This window comes from uncultured Limnohabitans sp., assembly GCF_937889215.1.
Classification (GTDB): Bacteria; Pseudomonadota; Gammaproteobacteria; order Burkholderiales; family Burkholderiaceae_C; genus Limnohabitans_A.
Genome location: NZ_CALBEX010000406.1, coordinates 1 through 14,317 on the forward strand (window position 1 = coordinate 1; position 14,317 = coordinate 14,317).

At 61.4% G+C, this 14,317-nt stretch carries 17 protein-coding genes; 5 read left to right on the forward strand and 12 right to left on the reverse strand.

All coding sequences use genetic code 11. The features are described 5' to 3' along the window. Nucleotides 1–1,782: phosphoenolpyruvate carboxykinase (GTP) (locus Q0341_RS10210; RefSeq protein WP_299512843.1), on the reverse strand; the 1,782-nt coding region annotated here is incomplete at its 3' end. Between the two features lie 208 nt (nucleotides 1,783–1,990). Between Q0341_RS10210 and modA the strand changes: the two genes are divergently transcribed. Genes modA through Q0341_RS10225 form a run of 3 tightly spaced genes read left to right on the forward strand, consistent with a single transcriptional unit; the run spans nucleotide 1,991 to nucleotide 4,680 of the window. Continuing rightward, nucleotides 1,991–2,806: a molybdate ABC transporter substrate-binding protein gene (gene modA, locus Q0341_RS10215; protein WP_299512845.1), complete on the forward strand. Its 816-nt coding sequence runs from the start codon at nucleotides 1,991–1,993 to the stop codon at nucleotides 2,804–2,806. Between the two features lie 27 nt (nucleotides 2,807–2,833). Beyond that, nucleotides 2,834–3,511, forward strand: a complete 678-nt coding sequence (modB, locus tag Q0341_RS10220; protein WP_299512847.1) for a molybdate ABC transporter permease subunit — start codon at nucleotides 2,834–2,836, stop codon at nucleotides 3,509–3,511. After that, nucleotides 3,511–4,680 carry an ABC transporter ATP-binding protein gene (locus Q0341_RS10225; RefSeq protein ID WP_299512850.1) on the forward strand — a complete coding sequence of 390 codons (1,170 nt, stop codon included), beginning with the start codon at nucleotides 3,511–3,513 and terminating at the stop codon, nucleotides 4,678–4,680. The genes modB and Q0341_RS10225 overlap by 1 nt, the downstream gene beginning before the upstream one ends. 74 nt (nucleotides 4,681–4,754) lie before the next feature. On the opposite strand, the gene Q0341_RS10230 is transcribed toward Q0341_RS10225, so the two are convergent. Both Q0341_RS10230 and Q0341_RS10235 read right to left on the reverse strand, forming a co-directional pair. Continuing rightward, nucleotides 4,755–4,889 carry a hypothetical protein gene (locus Q0341_RS10230; protein ID WP_299512853.1) on the reverse strand — a complete coding sequence of 45 codons (135 nt, stop codon included), beginning with the start codon at nucleotides 4,887–4,889 and terminating at the stop codon, nucleotides 4,755–4,757. A 68-nt stretch (nucleotides 4,890–4,957) separates the two neighbouring features. Beyond that, the gene (locus Q0341_RS10235) at nucleotides 4,958–5,383 is read right to left on the reverse strand and encodes a PaaI family thioesterase (RefSeq protein ID WP_299512856.1); all 426 of its coding nucleotides are present in this window, start codon (nucleotides 5,381–5,383) and stop codon (nucleotides 4,958–4,960) included. A gap of 203 nt (nucleotides 5,384–5,586) precedes the next feature. Between Q0341_RS10235 and Q0341_RS10240 the strand changes: the two genes are divergently transcribed. Beyond that, nucleotides 5,587–6,792, forward strand: a complete 1,206-nt coding sequence (locus Q0341_RS10240; protein ID WP_299512859.1) for an aminotransferase class V-fold PLP-dependent enzyme — start codon at nucleotides 5,587–5,589, stop codon at nucleotides 6,790–6,792. Nucleotides 6,793–6,826: 34 nt separating this feature from the next. Here the strand turns inward: Q0341_RS10240 and Q0341_RS10245 are convergent, their stop codons facing one another. Together Q0341_RS10245 and Q0341_RS10250 are read right to left on the reverse strand one after the other, a co-directional pair. Continuing rightward, nucleotides 6,827–7,294 (reverse strand): DUF3237 domain-containing protein, encoded by a 468-nt coding sequence (locus Q0341_RS10245; protein ID WP_299512862.1) that lies wholly within the window; start codon nucleotides 7,292–7,294, stop codon nucleotides 6,827–6,829. Between the two features lie 57 nt (nucleotides 7,295–7,351). Further along, nucleotides 7,352–7,951 (reverse strand): DUF502 domain-containing protein, encoded by a 600-nt coding sequence (locus Q0341_RS10250; RefSeq protein ID WP_299512864.1) that lies wholly within the window; start codon nucleotides 7,949–7,951, stop codon nucleotides 7,352–7,354. Between the two features lie 158 nt (nucleotides 7,952–8,109). On the opposite strand from Q0341_RS10250, the gene Q0341_RS10255 reads away from it, so the two are divergent. Then, complete coding sequence (locus Q0341_RS10255) at nucleotides 8,110–9,183, forward strand: 3-deoxy-7-phosphoheptulonate synthase (protein WP_299512867.1); 1,074 nt, start codon at nucleotides 8,110–8,112, stop codon at nucleotides 9,181–9,183. Nucleotides 9,184–9,303: 120 nt separating this feature from the next. Here the strand turns inward: Q0341_RS10255 and Q0341_RS10260 are convergent, their stop codons facing one another. From Q0341_RS10260 to Q0341_RS10290, 7 genes are all read right to left on the reverse strand, one after another. After that, entirely contained in the window at nucleotides 9,304–10,053 is a 750-nt protein-coding gene (locus Q0341_RS10260; RefSeq protein WP_299512870.1) for an amino acid ABC transporter ATP-binding protein, read from the reverse strand. Then, a complete protein-coding gene (locus tag Q0341_RS10265) occupies nucleotides 10,040–10,690 on the reverse strand; it encodes an amino acid ABC transporter permease (protein ID WP_299512873.1) in 651 nt (216 codons plus the stop codon). Before Q0341_RS10265 ends, Q0341_RS10260 begins: the two co-directional genes overlap by 14 nt. After that, complete coding sequence (locus Q0341_RS10270; protein ID WP_299512876.1) at nucleotides 10,683–11,354, reverse strand: amino acid ABC transporter permease; 672 nt, start codon at nucleotides 11,352–11,354, stop codon at nucleotides 10,683–10,685. Before Q0341_RS10270 ends, Q0341_RS10265 begins: the two co-directional genes overlap by 8 nt. A 17-nt stretch (nucleotides 11,355–11,371) precedes the next feature. Further along, the gene (locus Q0341_RS10275; protein WP_299512879.1) at nucleotides 11,372–12,166 is read right to left on the reverse strand and encodes a transporter substrate-binding domain-containing protein; all 795 of its coding nucleotides are present in this window, start codon (nucleotides 12,164–12,166) and stop codon (nucleotides 11,372–11,374) included. Then, nucleotides 12,163–12,957, reverse strand: a complete 795-nt coding sequence (locus Q0341_RS10280; protein ID WP_299512882.1) for a GntR family transcriptional regulator — start codon at nucleotides 12,955–12,957, stop codon at nucleotides 12,163–12,165. The genes Q0341_RS10275 and Q0341_RS10280 overlap by 4 nt, the downstream gene beginning before the upstream one ends. 231 nt (nucleotides 12,958–13,188) lie before the next feature. After that, nucleotides 13,189–13,902: a YebC/PmpR family DNA-binding transcriptional regulator gene (locus Q0341_RS10285; RefSeq protein WP_299512884.1), complete on the reverse strand. Its 714-nt coding sequence runs from the start codon at nucleotides 13,900–13,902 to the stop codon at nucleotides 13,189–13,191. Between the two features lie 104 nt (nucleotides 13,903–14,006). Continuing rightward, nucleotides 14,007–14,317, reverse strand: a 311-nt coding sequence (locus tag Q0341_RS10290; protein ID WP_299512886.1) for a glutathione S-transferase C-terminal domain-containing protein, incomplete at its 5' end; no start/stop codon positions are given.

Consider the following 14,317-nt stretch of genomic DNA (forward strand, 5'->3'; position numbering starts at 1 on the left):
GTGCAGCTTGAACTCGGCTTGCCAGGCGGCGGGGTCGATGCTGGTCACAGACTTGAACTGCTCGGCGCTGAAGTCGATGCCGCTCCAGTTGATCTCTGCGTAAGTGGGGGCCACGCCGAACATGGTTTGCTCGCCCTGGGCTTTGCCTTCCAGGCGGTCGATCATCCACTTGAGCACGCGCATGTTGTCGCCGTAACCTGGCCAGACGAACGAGCCGTCTTCGCCCTTGCGGAACCAGTTGACGCAGTACATGGCTGGCAGCTTGTGGCCAGCAGCCTGGGCCTTGGCACCGGTATCGAGCCAGTGCTGGAAGTAGTCGCTCATGTTGTAACCGCAGAACGGCAGCATGGCGAAGGGGTCGCGGCGCACCACGCCTTGCGCGCCAAAGGCGGCAGCGGTGGTCTCAGAGCCCATGGTCGCGGCCATGTACACACCTTCGGTCCAGCTGCGCGCTTCGGTGACGAGGGGCACGGTGGTGGAGCGGCGGCCACCGAACATGAAGGCGTCGATCGGCACGCCAGCAGCGTCGTCCCAGGCGGGGTCGAGTGCCGGGTTGTTGGTCGAAGCCACGGTGAAGCGGGCGTTGGGGTGAGCGGCTTTGGCACCGGTCTCTTTGGCGATCTGGGGGGTCCAGTCCTTGCCTTGCCAGTCGATCAAATGATCGGGCAGCTTGCCGGTGTCTTTTTCCATGCCTTCCCACCACACGTCGCCGTCGTCCGTGAGGGCCACGTTGGTGAAGATCACGTCCTTGTGCAGGCTCAGCATGCAGTTGGGGTTGGTCTTCATGTTGGTGCCGGGGGCCACGCCAAAGTAACCGGCTTCGGGGTTGATGGCGTACATCTTGCCGTCGGTGTGCGGCTTGACCCAGGCGATGTCGTCGCCGATGGTGGTGACTTTCCAGCCGTCAAACGCTGCAGGCGGCACGAGCATCGAGAAGTTGGTTTTGCCGCAAGCGCTGGGGAATGCTGCTGCGACGTGGTACTTTTTGCCTTCGGGGTTGGTCACGCCCAAGATCAGCATGTGCTCGGCCAGCCAGCCTTGGTCTTTTCCCATGTTCGAGGCGATGCGCAGCGCAAAGCACTTCTTGCCCAGCAGCGCGTTGCCGCCGTAGCCCGAACCGTAAGACCAGATTTCGCGGGTCTCGGGGTAGTGCACGATGTACTTGGTGTTGGGGTTGCAAGGCCAAGAGGTCTTGTCTTTTTCGCCAGCAGCCAAAGGTGCGCCCACGGTGTGCATGCAAGGCACGAACTCGCCATCGGTGCCCAGCACATCAAACACGGCTTTGCCCATGCGGGTCATGATTTTCTGGTTCACGGCGACGTAAGCGCTGTCGCTCAGCTCAATACCGATGTGGCTGATGTGCGAGCCCAGCGGGCCCATCGAGAACGGCACCACGTACATCGTGCGGCCAGCCATGCAGCCGTCAAAAAGGGGGTGCAGCGTGGTGCGCATTTGCGCGGGTTCCATCCAGTTGTTGGTGGGGCCGGCGTCTTCTTTTTTGGCCGAGCAGATGTAGGTGCGGTCTTCCACGCGGGCCACATCCGATGGGTCAGAGCAAGCCAGGAACGAGTTGGCGCGCTTGGCGGGGTTGAGCTTTTTGAAGGTGCCCGCAGTCACCAGTTCAGCGCACAGGCGGTCGTATTCTTCTTGTGAGCCGTCGCACCAATAGATGTTGGCGGGCTTGCACAGGGCGGCCATCTCGGCGACCCAGGCGATCAGCTTGGCGTTTTTAACGTAAGCGGGTGTATTGAGGGCCAGGCCCTGCATCACGGGTGAGTTCATGGAAAAAGCTCCAAAGTTTAAAAATCGTTTTTTCAAAGAGTCCGGTCAGGGCTTTTTGAAAAAACGGCTCAGGCGCTGAGATACTGCACGGGTTCTGACGATGCACGCAAAGCCATATCGTTGTCAGCAGCGGGCCTCGATTTTAGGGAGACCGCCTTGACCGTGCCTGTCAAAAGAGAGCAAAAACCCCATTAAATACATGCAAAAAATGCATTACGTTATGCCGGATAGAAAATGGCCGAGAGCCCTGAAGCCGCGCCGCGCATGTCTGGCCATGGCGGCCGTCTGCTGCTTGTCGCTGGCCATGCCCGGTCAGGCTGAAACCGTAAAAGTGGTGAAAATTGCCGCTGCCAGCAATTTGAAGTTTGTACTCGCTGACCTTACAAGCCAGTACAAGCAACAAACAGGTGTTCAAGTGGATGTGAATCTCGGGGCATCGGGCAATTTGGCCCGACAGGTCATGCAAGGCTTGCCGGTCGAGCAGTTCATCTCGGCCGACGAGGCTTGGGTGGGGCAATTGGTGAGGTCCGGCCGCACCTTGGACGACGGTCAGCGCTACGCCACGGGGCGCTTGGCCTTGGTTGTGCCTAAAAATTCAGCATTGCCTTGGCGTCAAGGATTGGCCGCAGTGGCCAACGCCCTGAAGCCCGGTGACAAGTTTGCCTGGGCCAATCCCGCACTGGCCCCCTATGGGGTGGCCGCCGAGCAGGTCATGCAGCGCTTGGGTCTGTTGGGGCAGCTGGCCAGCCACAAAGTGATGGGCGACAACATCGGGCAAACCACCCAGTTTGTGGCCACGGGGGCGGCGCAGGCGGGCATCACCGCGCTGTCTTTGGCCGCCGCGCCCGCCATAGCCCTCAGCGTGCAGGCCTTGCCTTTGCCCGAGACAGGGCACACGCCGTTGCACCAGCGCATGGTCTTGCTCAAAGGGGCAAGCCCCGCTGCCGTGGCGTGGCAGCAGTACCTGCTCAGCCCGCAAGCGCAGGCGCTGTTTGTACGCCATGGTTACGCCTTGCCGCAATAATCAAGCTCCTTTGCAAACCTGCACCCCATGGATTGGTCCGCACTCTCTGTTTCATTGACCTTGGCCGTTTTGACCACCTTGGTCTTGCTGCCGCTGGGCTTGGCCCTGGCGCGCTGGCTGGCCGTGACCGCCTGGGCCGGTCGGCCCGTGGTGGAGGCTTTGCTGCTGCTGCCTTTGCTGCTGCCGCCCACAGTGATCGGGTTCTACTTTTTGGTGGCCTTTGGCCAGGGCAGCGCCTTGGGCGCTTGGTTGGCGGCATCAGGCATACGGCTGGTCTTCACTTTAGAAGGCCTGTTGCTGGTGAGCGTGCTGGTCAACTTGCCTTTCATGGTGCAACCGATTCAGCGGGCGTTTGCGGCGGTGCCGCACAGCCTGCGCGAAGCGGCCTGGGTCTCGGGCCTGTCCAGCTGGCAGACCTTTTGGCGCATTGAGCTGCCCTTGGCTTGGCCCGGTTTGCTGGCCGGCATGGCGCTCACGGTGGCGCACACCTTGGGCGAGTTTGGCGTGGTGCTCATGGTGGGTGGCAACATCGAGGGCGAGACCCGCACTTTGTCGGTGTCGCTTTATGACAAGGTGCAGGGCATGGATTTGCAGTCGGCCCATGTGATGGCGCTGGCGCTGGTGGGCGTGTCTTTGACCGCGTTGACCTTGGTGTTGGCGTTTGACAGGGTGGGCCAGCGCGGCCGCGCCCTGCAGGAGCGCTGATGCAAGGTTTGCAAGTGCAACTGCGCTCGGCCAGCCCCATTCGGCTAGAGGCCGAATTTGACTGCGGCGCGGGCGAGCTGGTGGCGCTGGTTGGGCCGTCGGGCAGCGGCAAGACCAGCATGCTGCGCGCCATCGCGGGGCTGTGGACGCCGGCCGATGTGCAAGGCCGCATTCAAGTGGCGGGGCAGGCCTGGCTCGACAAAGCAGCGGGCCTGAACCTGAGCCCACAGCAGCGCCGGGCGGGCCTGGTGTTCCAGCAGTACGCGCTGTTTCCGCACATGACGGCGCTGGCCAACGTGGCCTTGGCCGCCGGGCCGGGCTGGTCGGGCGAGGATGTGCAAACTTTGCTGGCCCGCTTGGGCCTGGCCACGCTGAGCCAGCGCAGGCCGTCTCAACTCTCGGGCGGCCAGCAGCAGCGCGTGGCCTTGGCGCGTGCTCTGGTGCGCGTGATGCCCAGGCCGTCGGCGGCCCATACCTCAGCGCCAGAAGCCTTGCCCGGCGTCTTGTTGCTCGACGAACCCTTTTCTGCCGTAGACGCGCCCACACGCCAGACGCTTTACCGCGAACTGGCCGCTTTGCGCCAGAAGGTGTCGGTGCCCATGGTGTTGGTCACACACGACCTGGCCGAGGCCCGCCGCCTGGCCGACCGGGTGGTGATCGTGGATGCAGGCCAGACCCTGCAAACCGGCGAGCCCGCCCGCGTGTTCGCCAGCCCCCGCAACGCCCGCGTGGCCGAGTTGGTGGGCATTCAAAACCACTTTGAAGGGCAATTTTTCAAGGACCAACCCGGCTGGGGACGGCTGCGTTGGACGGTGTCCGGCCAAGCCGAAATGGCCATTGATCTGGCTGTGGTGGACAAAAGCAAAATCGACGACGGCACGCGGGTGACCTGGGTGCTCAATGGTGAGCAGGTCGATGTGCTGGCCGAAGGCGAGCTGCCCGGCGCTGGGGAGCCCGGCCAAACCCGCATGCGCTGTCAGTTGTTGGAAGTCTTGTCTTTGGGTGAAATCAGTCTGTGCACGCTCAGGCCTGAAGCCTTGCCCGGTCAAACCATCACCCTGAACTTGACCACCCGCCTCTTGCAACGTTTGCAAGTTGGCGCCGGCGGGTGGCTCCAACTGCTGATCGCCCCAGGGGCGTTGCACATCATGCCGGTGCGGACAAAATAAAACCCGCAAAGCGCGAGCCGTTGCGGGTTGGGGTGGTGGGCCGCTAACGGCGCACCGACAGGGCGTCGAACACCTCAGGCCATGAACACGGCGATGAAGGCCAGCAAGAAAATCAGCACAGCACCGGCGGCTGGGATGACCATGGGGATGTACTTGACCACGTTTTCCACGGGATCGTCAGAAGTGTGTGCGTCGTTGTGATTGGACATGGGGGGCCTCAGAACAAGAATGGCGGTATTGTAGCCAAGCTCGGCTGGCGGGCTGCTGACAACCCGCCTCACATCAGGGCATAGGTGGTGCTGGCCCGGAAAACGCTCTTGCCGTCATCGGCTCCTGACAAATCGATCTCGCCAAAAGCCATGGCCTTGCCTGCGCGCAGCACCCGAGCGGTGACCAGTGCATCTTGGCCTGACAGGGGTTTCATGAAGCTGCTCGACAGCTGCACCGTACTGCAAGGCCGAAACTGTCCAAAGTGCTTGATCAGTGCCAGCACCATGGCCGTGTCGGCAGCGGCCATCATGGCTTGGCCGCACAGCATGCCGCCCACCCGTGCGAGTTGATCGTTTTGCGGCAAGCGCAGGGTCACGCTGTCGGCCTCGAAGCGCTCGACCTGCAGGTCGAGCGCCTGCACCCAGGGGGCGAACAATTCACCCAAGGCTTGTTGCAAGGTCTCGCGGCTGACTGCGGTGTGTGAGGGGGTCATGGCTGGCCTTGAATGAGGTGCTGGCCCGGGCAGGGCCAGCAGGTGAAAGGGTTCCGTGGATTATCCCGTGCGATGGCGATGGCGATGGCGTGGGAGTGGCAATTTGTGTCGTTGGCCTGGCCTAAGCTATCGCCCAAGGCACAGGCTGTGCACACTTGCCAACTTAAACTGAAATGTCTCATTCACCGACAAGCAGGCATGGCATGAACCGCTTTTCTCCGTCAACCCCCCGCATCCCCGGCATCCGCTTTGTGCATTCGCCCGGGCCGACCCATGTGCCCGACGAGGTCATGCACGCCATGCAGCGGCCCATGACCGATTTGTCCGACCCCCGTGTGGCGGCCATGATTGCCGAATGTGAAAGCGGCATGAAGCGGCTCTTACACAGCCCGCGCTCTGATGTGTTTTTGTTTGCCAGCAACGGCCATGGCATGTGGGAGTCGGCAGCGGCCAACCTGGCGTCGCCGCAGCACACCTTGCTGCTGGCCGGTTCCGGTCATTTTTCAGACCAGTGGGCGATCCAGATTGAGGGTATGGGCATCGCTTTGCAGCGCACGCCTTACCAAGAGGGCTATCCCTTTGACGTGGCCGCAATCGAGCAAGTCCTGCGCGAAGATAAGGACCACCGCATCAGCGCCGTGATGGTGGTGCACACCGACACGGCCAGCGGCGTGACCAGCGATTTGGCGGCGGTGCGTCGAGTCATCGATGCGGCGGCTCACCCGGCACTGTATGTGGTGGACGTGGTGGCCTCGCTGGCCGCCAGTCCGTTTGACATGGACGCGCTGGGCGTGGACGTGGCCTTGGGCAGCTCACAAAAGGGGCTGATGATGCCGCCCGGTCTGGGCTTTGTGGCCGTGAACGCCAAAGCCATGGCATGGTCAGCCCGTCATGCCCAACCTCGCTTTTACTGGGACTGGCAACGCCGTGACAGCAGCAACCAGTCGGCCAAGTTTTGCGGCACGCCGCCACTGGCCCACATCGCCGGGCTAGAGACGGCGATCGCGTTGCTTGAAGAAGAGGGCTTGCCCAATGTGTGGGCGCGCCACCAGCGCTTGGCGGGCGCGGTGCACGCAGCGGTCGAGCGTTGGGCGGTGCCGGGGGCCATGCGTTTCCATGCCAAATTGCCCGAGACGCGCTCGGCCTCGGTCACCGCCATCGAGGTGGCACCGGGCATCGACCCCGAGGCTTTGCGCACGGTGGCGCGTGAACGCTTTCAGGTGGCCATGGCGGGCGGCTTGGGCCCGTTGGCGGGTCGGGTGTTTCGCATCGGCCATCTGGGCGACATGAACGAGCCCATGATTTTGGGCGCGCTGGCGGGTGTCGAAGCGGCCATGACGGTGCAAAAAATCCCCTTTGGCACCGATGGCGTGGCCGCTGCCGTGGCCTATTTGGCTGCGCAGACCTGAGGGCTTGCACACCAACATCGGCGGTCCCCCGGGTTCAGAGCACCCGGTAAAAACTCAAATACACCCCATCGGGCGCACGCCGTCCGGTGCCCACAAATTGGCTTTCGCTCAGCCAAGCCCACTGCGGCGCTGTGGCTTCCAGTTTGGGCTGACAGCGGAAGTAAATCTCTTCGGGGTTAACGGGTTGGCCGTTCATGATGCGCTGTGAATTTTCCAGCGAAGCCACGCGCAGCGCAGTGTTTTGCACAAACACCCGGCTGCCGTCGGCGAGTTCGATCACATAACGCGCATCCAGGTGCGCCTGCGTGCCGCCGCCCAAAATCAATTGAAAGTCGGCACCACCTGCCAGCACCTTGCCATTCACCAAGGGGCCGGTCACGGTGCCGCCCGTGATCGGGATCATGCGGCGCAGGCCGGCGGGGGTGTGGCCGACTTCAACGGGTGCGGCGATGGTGACGGCCACGTTACACAGGTGTTCGAGTTGGGGTGGGGGCAAAGTCATGGCAGATCATCCAAACAAGGGGAATGCGCAGTTTAAGGCGCAGTGCCTGGCTGGCTGTCACGTCGGATCGGACGTATTTTTCGCGCCGCCCATCCACGCCGTCAATGAAGAGCGCATGGCTTCTTCCACCGACATGTCCAGCACCTGCACCCATTCGCGTGGCACAAACACGGTGTAGCCGCCGATCATGTAACCCATGGGCAGGTAGACCGCCACGTTTTGGCGGGTTTGTGCGTCCAGCGGCAGGTCGGTCAGGTTCTGGCGTGTCACCAGGCCAATGATGGAAATCTCGCTGTCGGGTTTTTTCAGCAACACCACCTGCTGGGCGTCGCGCTCGTGTGGCGAAAAGTAATCGGCAAAACTCTTGAGCGAGGAGTAAATGCTTTTGACCAGAGGCAAGTTGGTGAAGGGCAGCTCCACCCAACTCAGCATCCGGGTCATGAAAGGTTGCGACACCAGAAAACCGAGCACCAAAATCAGTGCCGTGCCCAGCAAAATGCCCAGTCCTGGCAGGTAAAAGTCACCCGTGATCGGGCGCAACATGCGCATGGCTGAACCTTCAACCCAGCTCACAAACAGGTACAGCACATAAACCGTCAGGCCGACGGGCAAAAAGCTGATGAGGCCACGAAAAAAATAGGCGTAAATGCGTTTCATGCGGCCCATTGTGACCGGGTCTCAAAGGGCGGGAAGGGGCGGGGAAAAGGTGGCGAAAAGGCGAAGGAAACTCGCCAACCCGAACGTCAGCCGCCAAAACGCAGCCGCCTGCGCTTTTATACTGGGCCGCCCCGTTCCCAGATCTTTCAAGCGCCCCCATGCTCTCCACCCAAGACAAAACCCGCATCGACGACACCCGCATCGCTTCGGTGCGCCCCCTCATGACGCCCGCATTGCTCGAAGAGCGCCTGCCCGCATCGCCCGCGCACTTGGCACTGGTGGAGCGTTCGCGGCAAGACATCTCGCAGGTGCTGCAAGGCCAAGACGACCGCTTGGTGGTGGTGGTCGGCCCGTGCTCGATCCACGACCATGAACAGGCCATCGCTTATGCCCGGCTGCTCAAGGCCCAAGCCGACGAGCACGCCAAAGACCTGCAGATCGTGATGCGCGTGTACTTTGAAAAGCCCCGCACCACCGTAGGCTGGAAGGGCTACATCAACGACCCGCACTTGGACGGCAGCTTTGCCATGAACCAGGGGCTGGAGATGGCGCGCAAATTGTTGCTGGACATCATTGATTTGGGCTTGCCCGTGGCCACTGAGTTTCTGGATTTGCTCAGCCCGCAATACATCAGCGACTTGGTCACCTGGGGCGCGATCGGTGCGCGCACGACTGAGAGCCAAAGCCACCGCCAGCTGGCCAGCGGCTTGTCGTGTCCGGTGGGCTTCAAAAACGGCACCGACGGCGGCGTCAAAGTCGCGGCCGACGCGGTGGTGGCGTCCAAAGCGCCGCACGCCTTCATGGGCATGACCAAGATGGGCCAAGCGGCGATATTTGAGACACGCGGCAACCAAGACGTGCACATCATCTTGCGCGGCGGCAAAGCGCCCAACTATTCGGCGGCCGACGTCGATGCCGCCTGCAAAGCGCTGGAGGCCTCGGGCATCGCGCCGCAGGTCATGGTGGACGTGTCACACGCCAACAGCAGCAAGCAGCACAGCAAACAAATCGAGGTGGCGCACGACGTGGCCGCTCAGGTGGCTGCAGGTGACCGCCGCATCATGGGCCTGATGATCGAGAGCCATTTGCAAGAAGGCCGTCAAGACCTGAAAGAAGGCCAGGCGCTGGCCTATGGCGTGTCCATCACCGACGCCTGCATCAGCTTTGCGCAGACGGTGCCGGTGTTGGATGCGCTGGCGCAGGCGGTGCGGGCGCGGCGCTTATCGGCCTGAGGCCGAAAGCGCACACCGACCGCAGGCTTTTTGCGATGAACAACCCGCGGTGGGTCGTGGCGTCGGCCACGGAGAAAGCCGTGCCTGCCAGGGCTCCCAATACAAGCCCTGCATTTGGCCTCAGTGCAAAGACGACAAAAATTGCTGCAACTCCGGCGTCTTCGGGTGGGCAAACAGCTCGGCGGGCGTGCCCTGTTCATGCACCAAACCTTGGTGCATGAAGATCACTCGGTCGCTCACTTTGCGCGCAAAGTTCATCTCGTGCGTGACCATCAACAAGGTCATGCCTTCTTGCGCGAGTGATTCGACCACGGCCAGCACTTCGCCCACCAGTTCGGGGTCGAGCGCCGAGGTGATTTCGTCGCACAGCAAGATGCCCGGGTACATGGCCAGGGCGCGGGCAATGGCCACGCGCTGCTGCTGACCGCCCGACAACTGGTCTGGGAAAGCGTCAAACTTTTCGGCCAAACCTACACGCGCCAGCAGACGGCGCGCTGCGGCTTCGGTCTCGGCGGCTGGCAGCTGTTTGACCAAGCCCGGGGCCAGCTGGATGTTTTTGCCCACCGTCAGGTGCGGAAACAGGTTGAACGACTGGAAGATCATGCCGACTTGCTGGCGCAGGGTGCGCATCGCAGCAGGGTCTGAATAGACCAGTGCTTGGCCTTGCACCGTCAGGCTGCCGTGCTGGAAAGTTTCCAGCCCGTTGATGCAGCGCAGCAGCGTGCTTTTACCCGAGCCGCTTTTGCCGATGATGGCGATCACTTCGCCCGGCTGCACTTGCAGGTCGATGCCCTTGAGGACTTCGTTGCTGCCATAGGATTTGCGCAGGCCTGCAACGGCAACGGCAGCAGTGGGGTTAGCGTTGGACATGGAATTTGCCTTCGAGAGAGCGTGCATACAGGCTGATCGGGTAGCAGATCAGGAAATACAAAACAGCCACACAGCTGTAGACCACAAAGGGTTTGAAGGTGGCGTTGGTGATCATAGTGCCCGCCTTGGTCAACTCGACAAAACCAATGACCGAAGCCAGTGCTGTGCCCTTGACCACCTGCACCAAAAAGCCCACGGTAGGCGCGACCGCAATGCGTGCGGCCTGCGGAAAGATCACGTAGCGCAGTTGCTCGCCAAAATTGAGCGCCAGACTTTGCGCGGCTTCCCACTGGCCTTTGCCAATCGACTTGACGCAGCCGTGCCAAATTTCGGCAAGAAAAGCGCTGCTGTAGAGCGTCAAGGCCACGGCTGCCGATGTCCAGGCCGAGGTTTCAACGCCCAGTATGGCCAGGCCAAAGTAAGCCAGAAACAGCTGCATCAGCAAAGGTGTGCCCTGAAAAATTTGCACATACACGGCCACCGCTCGTTGCAAGCTGCGCTTGTGCGTGGTGCGTGCCACCAGCAAGGCCAAGCCCACCAAGCCGCCGCCCACAAAGGCGATCAGTGACAAAACGATGGTCCAGCGCGCGGCCAGCAACAAGTTGCTGACGATGTCCCAAAGAGAAAATTCAACCACGGCGGCCTCCGAATAAGAAGCGTTGGCCGAACCAGTTCAGCGTGGCGCGGGTCGCTATAGACAGCAGCAGGTAAATGGCGGTGGCGACGATGAAGGCTTCAAAGGCGCGGAAGTTGCGGCTCTGGATCAGGTTGGCGGCAAAGCTCAGCTCTTCGGTCGAGATTTGCCCACACACCGCCGAGCCCAGCATCACGATGATGATCTGGCTGACCAGCGCAGGCCACACCCGTTGCAAGGCCGGTGGCAGCACCACCCACACAAAGGTTTGCATGCGCGACAGGGCCAGGCTCATGGCCGCTTCGATCTGCCCGGCCGGCGTGGTCTGGATGCCGGCCCGCACGATTTCGGCCGAATACGCCCCCAGATTGATCACCATGGCGATCACCGACGACCACTCAGGGCTCAGCCGCACGCCCATGGCAGGCAGACCAAAGAAGATGAAAAAGAGCTGGACGATGAAGGGCGTGTTGCGGATCAGCTCCACATAAGTGGCCACGCCGGGGCGGCTCCAGCTCGGCCCCTGGGTGCGCACCCAAGCGCAGCCAATGCCCAGCAGCACGCCCAGCACCGCAGACACGGTCGTGAGGCCGAGCGTCCACGCCACGCCTTTGACCAGCAAGGGCCACTCGGTCAAAACCGCTGCAAAGTCCAGCTCAATGGCCATGGTTTTCCTTGAAGGGCTTATTCAGGCAACTGGCCAGCAGGACGGCCCAGCCACTTTTGCGCCATCTTGTCGATGTCGCCTGATTTTTTGGCCTCGGCAATGATGGCGTTGACCTTGGTCCGCAGCGCGTCTTCGCCCTTGCCCACACCGATGAAGTTGGGGCTGTCTTTGAGCAGCAACTTGTATTCGGTGTTCAGCTGGGGGTTCTTTTGCATCATCACCCCCGCCACCGACACGCCGGTGGCCAGCAGCTGCGTTTGGCCTGCGACGAAAGCCGAGACCGTGGCGTTGTTGTCCTCAAATCGCTTGATCTCTGTACCGGCCGGGGCCACTTTGGTCAGCTCCTGGTCTTCCAGGGCACCTCTCGTGGCCCCCACGGTTTTGCCGGCCAGGTCTGCCATCGTTTTGATGCTGATGGTTTTAGGACCGTAAATGCCCTGAAAGAAAGGCGAATAGGCCGATGTGAAATCTATCACCTTGGCGCGCTCGGCGTTCTTGCCCAAAGTCGAGATGACCAGGTCGGCCTTTTTGGTTTGCAGGTAAGCGATGCGGTTGGCGCTGGTCACGGGCAACAGCTCGATCTTGACGCCCATTTTGGCGGCAATGAAATTGGCCATGTCGATGTCCAGGCCCTGGGGCTTGAGGTCGATGCCAACAAAGCCATAAGGCGGAAAGTCGGTGGGGATGGCGATTTTGATCAGCTTGGTTTGCTGGATGTTGTCCAGCGCCGCTTGGGCGTGGCTGGCACCAGCCAAGGTCAAGAGGCTGGCGGCCACGGCAGCGGACAAGGCAAGGCGTTTCGAGAGTTTCATAGCAAGGCTCCTAGGTAAGTGGAAGGTGAGTCGGAAGAGGAAATGGAAGAAGAGGCCATGGAAGAAGAGGCAAGTGGCACCGGTCGTGGCGTGAGCCGGGCGGTCTTCTTGGCTGCCAGCGACGTGCTCATAGGGGCCAATGCCAGCCGCAATTCGGCCAGTGGGTCTGTGGGGGCTGCGTTGATCTGCAGGGCTGATTGCACCTGGCCAATGTGCTGGGCCATCAGTTGCTCGGCGGTTTCCTTGTCGCCCCGCTCCAGCGCTTGCACGATCTCAATGTGTTCTTGGCAAGACTTCACCGCGTCGTGGCTGGATTGGTAAAGCATGGCGATCAGCGTGGTGCGTGCTGTGAAGTCGCGCAGCGTGTCGGCCAGCAGCTGGTTGCCCAGACACTCTGCCAGGCACACATGGAAGTCGCCCAGCAAAAAACTACGGCGGCCCACGTCGTCTTGTTTGAGCGCTGTTTTTTCTTGTTGAATGTGTTGTTTTAGGCGCTTGAGTGTGGCCTTGTCCATCGCGCCGGCGCTCCGAATCAGGCCGGTCTCTATGACTTTGCGGGCTTCAAAGGCTTCGCGTGCTTCGGTTTTGGACGGTTGCACCACAAACCAGCCCCGGCGCGAGCTGACCTGCACGATGCCGCGAGCGGCCAATTGCATCAGCGCCTCACGCACCAAGGTGCGGCTGCAGTCAAACAGCATCGACAAAGCTTGCTCACCCAGGCGTGCGCCGGGCATCAGCTTTTGGGCCAGGATCGCTTCCACGATCCGGTCGGCAATGTCTTTGGAGTTCACGGGCGAGGGATTCCTTTGCTTGAACCTCTAGCGAATACCGTGCCAGATGTTTTAGCATCTTGTATGCAAGATTTGCGCATCATAGGTGTGCGCAAATCTTTTGCAGCGCTGGAATTTCCCTTGTTTGGTGCGTGGGTGTGCACCAAACAAGAGTTGCTCTGAACGGCGCACCCAAGAAAAAGGGCCTGCCGGGAACGTCCCGGCAGGCCCTTGGCAGAGAAGACTTGGCGCTTAACCCGCCAGCCCCACAAACACGTTTTGCACATCGTCGTTGTTGTCGATGGCACCCAAAAAGGCTTCGACTTCTTCGAGTTGCTCAGCGTTCAGGTTGGCCGGGTCGACCGGATTTTTGGGTTTGTAGCCCAGCTTGGCCGACACCACGGTGAAACCGTGTTCGGGCAGGGCGCGGCTGACCAAGTCCAGGTCGGTGGCTTCGGTGATGAACACCGTCACGCCGTCTTCGTCGGCCGGTTCAAAGTCTTGCGCGCCGGCTTCGATGGCGGCCAGCTCAGGGTCAGCGCCCGCTTGGGCCGGTTCGGCTTCGATGAAGCCCACATGGTCAAAGTCCCAAGACACCGAACCCGAAGTGCCTTGTTGGCCCTTGCGAAACAGCACGCGCATTTCAGAAGCGCTGCGGTTCACGTTGTCGGTCAGCACCTCGATCATCACGGCCACCTGGTGCGGCGCAAAGCCTTCGTAAATCACGCGCTCAAAGCTGACGGCATCGCCCAGCAGGCCCGCGCCTTTTTTGATGGCGCGCTCCAGCGTTTCTTTGGGCATGGAGACCTTGCGGGCTTGCTCGACCACCAGGCGCAGGCGCGAATTGGCGCCAGGGTCGGCGCCGTTGCGGGCCGCGATCATGATGTCCTTGGCCAGGCGACCAAACAGCTTGCCTCGTGCATCTGCTGCCTGTGCCTTGCCTTTTGCTTTCCACTGCGCGCCCATGGTTCTTCCTTGTTGTGTCGGTCAAAGACAGGAGTTTAAGCGCTCGCACGGCGGCTGTAAGGCCGCCAAAAAGCCGAACATGCCAAAGAAGGGCCGGCGCCCGCTTAGCTGGGCAAGCTGTCGATGAAGCTAGGGCGCAATGACAATTTGTCGTAGAGCTTGTGCAAATTCGGGTGTGGTGTGCGCCAGTCAATTTGCGGAAACCTGAAGTCCAAATACCCCAACGCACAGCCGACGGCGATGTCGGAGAGGCTGAGGTAAACGCCGGAGCAAAAAGCCTGATCGCCCAATCCGCGGCCCATGGCCAGCAGTGCATGCTGGATTTTGTCGAGCTGCCGGTCAATCCAGGCTTGGCTGCGTTGGCTGTCTGAGCGTTCTGTCCAGACCGCTTCCATGCGGGCCAGCAGCGCTGCAT

What these genes read in the sequence shown, in the direction of transcription:
- modA (WP_299512845.1), top strand. Translation starts at nt 1,991, where the DNA reads ATGCATTACGTTATGCCGGATAGAAAATGGCCGAGAGCCCTGAAGCCG.
- modB (WP_299512847.1), top strand. Translation starts at nt 2,834, where the DNA reads ATGGATTGGTCCGCACTCTCTGTTTCATTGACCTTGGCCGTTTTGACC.
- Q0341_RS10225 (WP_299512850.1), top strand. Translation starts at nt 3,511, where the DNA reads ATGCAAGGTTTGCAAGTGCAACTGCGCTCGGCCAGCCCCATTCGGCTA.
- Q0341_RS10230 (WP_299512853.1), bottom strand. Translation starts at nt 4,889, where the DNA reads ATGTCCAATCACAACGACGCACACACTTCTGACGATCCCGTGGAAAAC.
- Q0341_RS10235 (WP_299512856.1), bottom strand. Translation starts at nt 5,383, where the DNA reads ATGACCCCCTCACACACCGCAGTCAGCCGCGAGACCTTGCAACAAGCC.
- Q0341_RS10240 (WP_299512859.1), top strand. Translation starts at nt 5,587, where the DNA reads ATGAACCGCTTTTCTCCGTCAACCCCCCGCATCCCCGGCATCCGCTTT.
- Q0341_RS10245 (WP_299512862.1), bottom strand. Translation starts at nt 7,294, where the DNA reads ATGACTTTGCCCCCACCCCAACTCGAACACCTGTGTAACGTGGCCGTC.
- Q0341_RS10250 (WP_299512864.1), bottom strand. Translation starts at nt 7,951, where the DNA reads ATGAAACGCATTTACGCCTATTTTTTTCGTGGCCTCATCAGCTTTTTG.
- Q0341_RS10255 (WP_299512867.1), top strand. Translation starts at nt 8,110, where the DNA reads ATGCTCTCCACCCAAGACAAAACCCGCATCGACGACACCCGCATCGCT.
- Q0341_RS10260 (WP_299512870.1), bottom strand. Translation starts at nt 10,053, where the DNA reads ATGTCCAACGCTAACCCCACTGCTGCCGTTGCCGTTGCAGGCCTGCGC.
- Q0341_RS10270 (WP_299512876.1), bottom strand. Translation starts at nt 11,354, where the DNA reads ATGGCCATTGAGCTGGACTTTGCAGCGGTTTTGACCGAGTGGCCCTTG.
- Q0341_RS10275 (WP_299512879.1), bottom strand. Translation starts at nt 12,166, where the DNA reads ATGAAACTCTCGAAACGCCTTGCCTTGTCCGCTGCCGTGGCCGCCAGC.
- Q0341_RS10285 (WP_299512884.1), bottom strand. Translation starts at nt 13,902, where the DNA reads ATGGGCGCGCAGTGGAAAGCAAAAGGCAAGGCACAGGCAGCAGATGCA.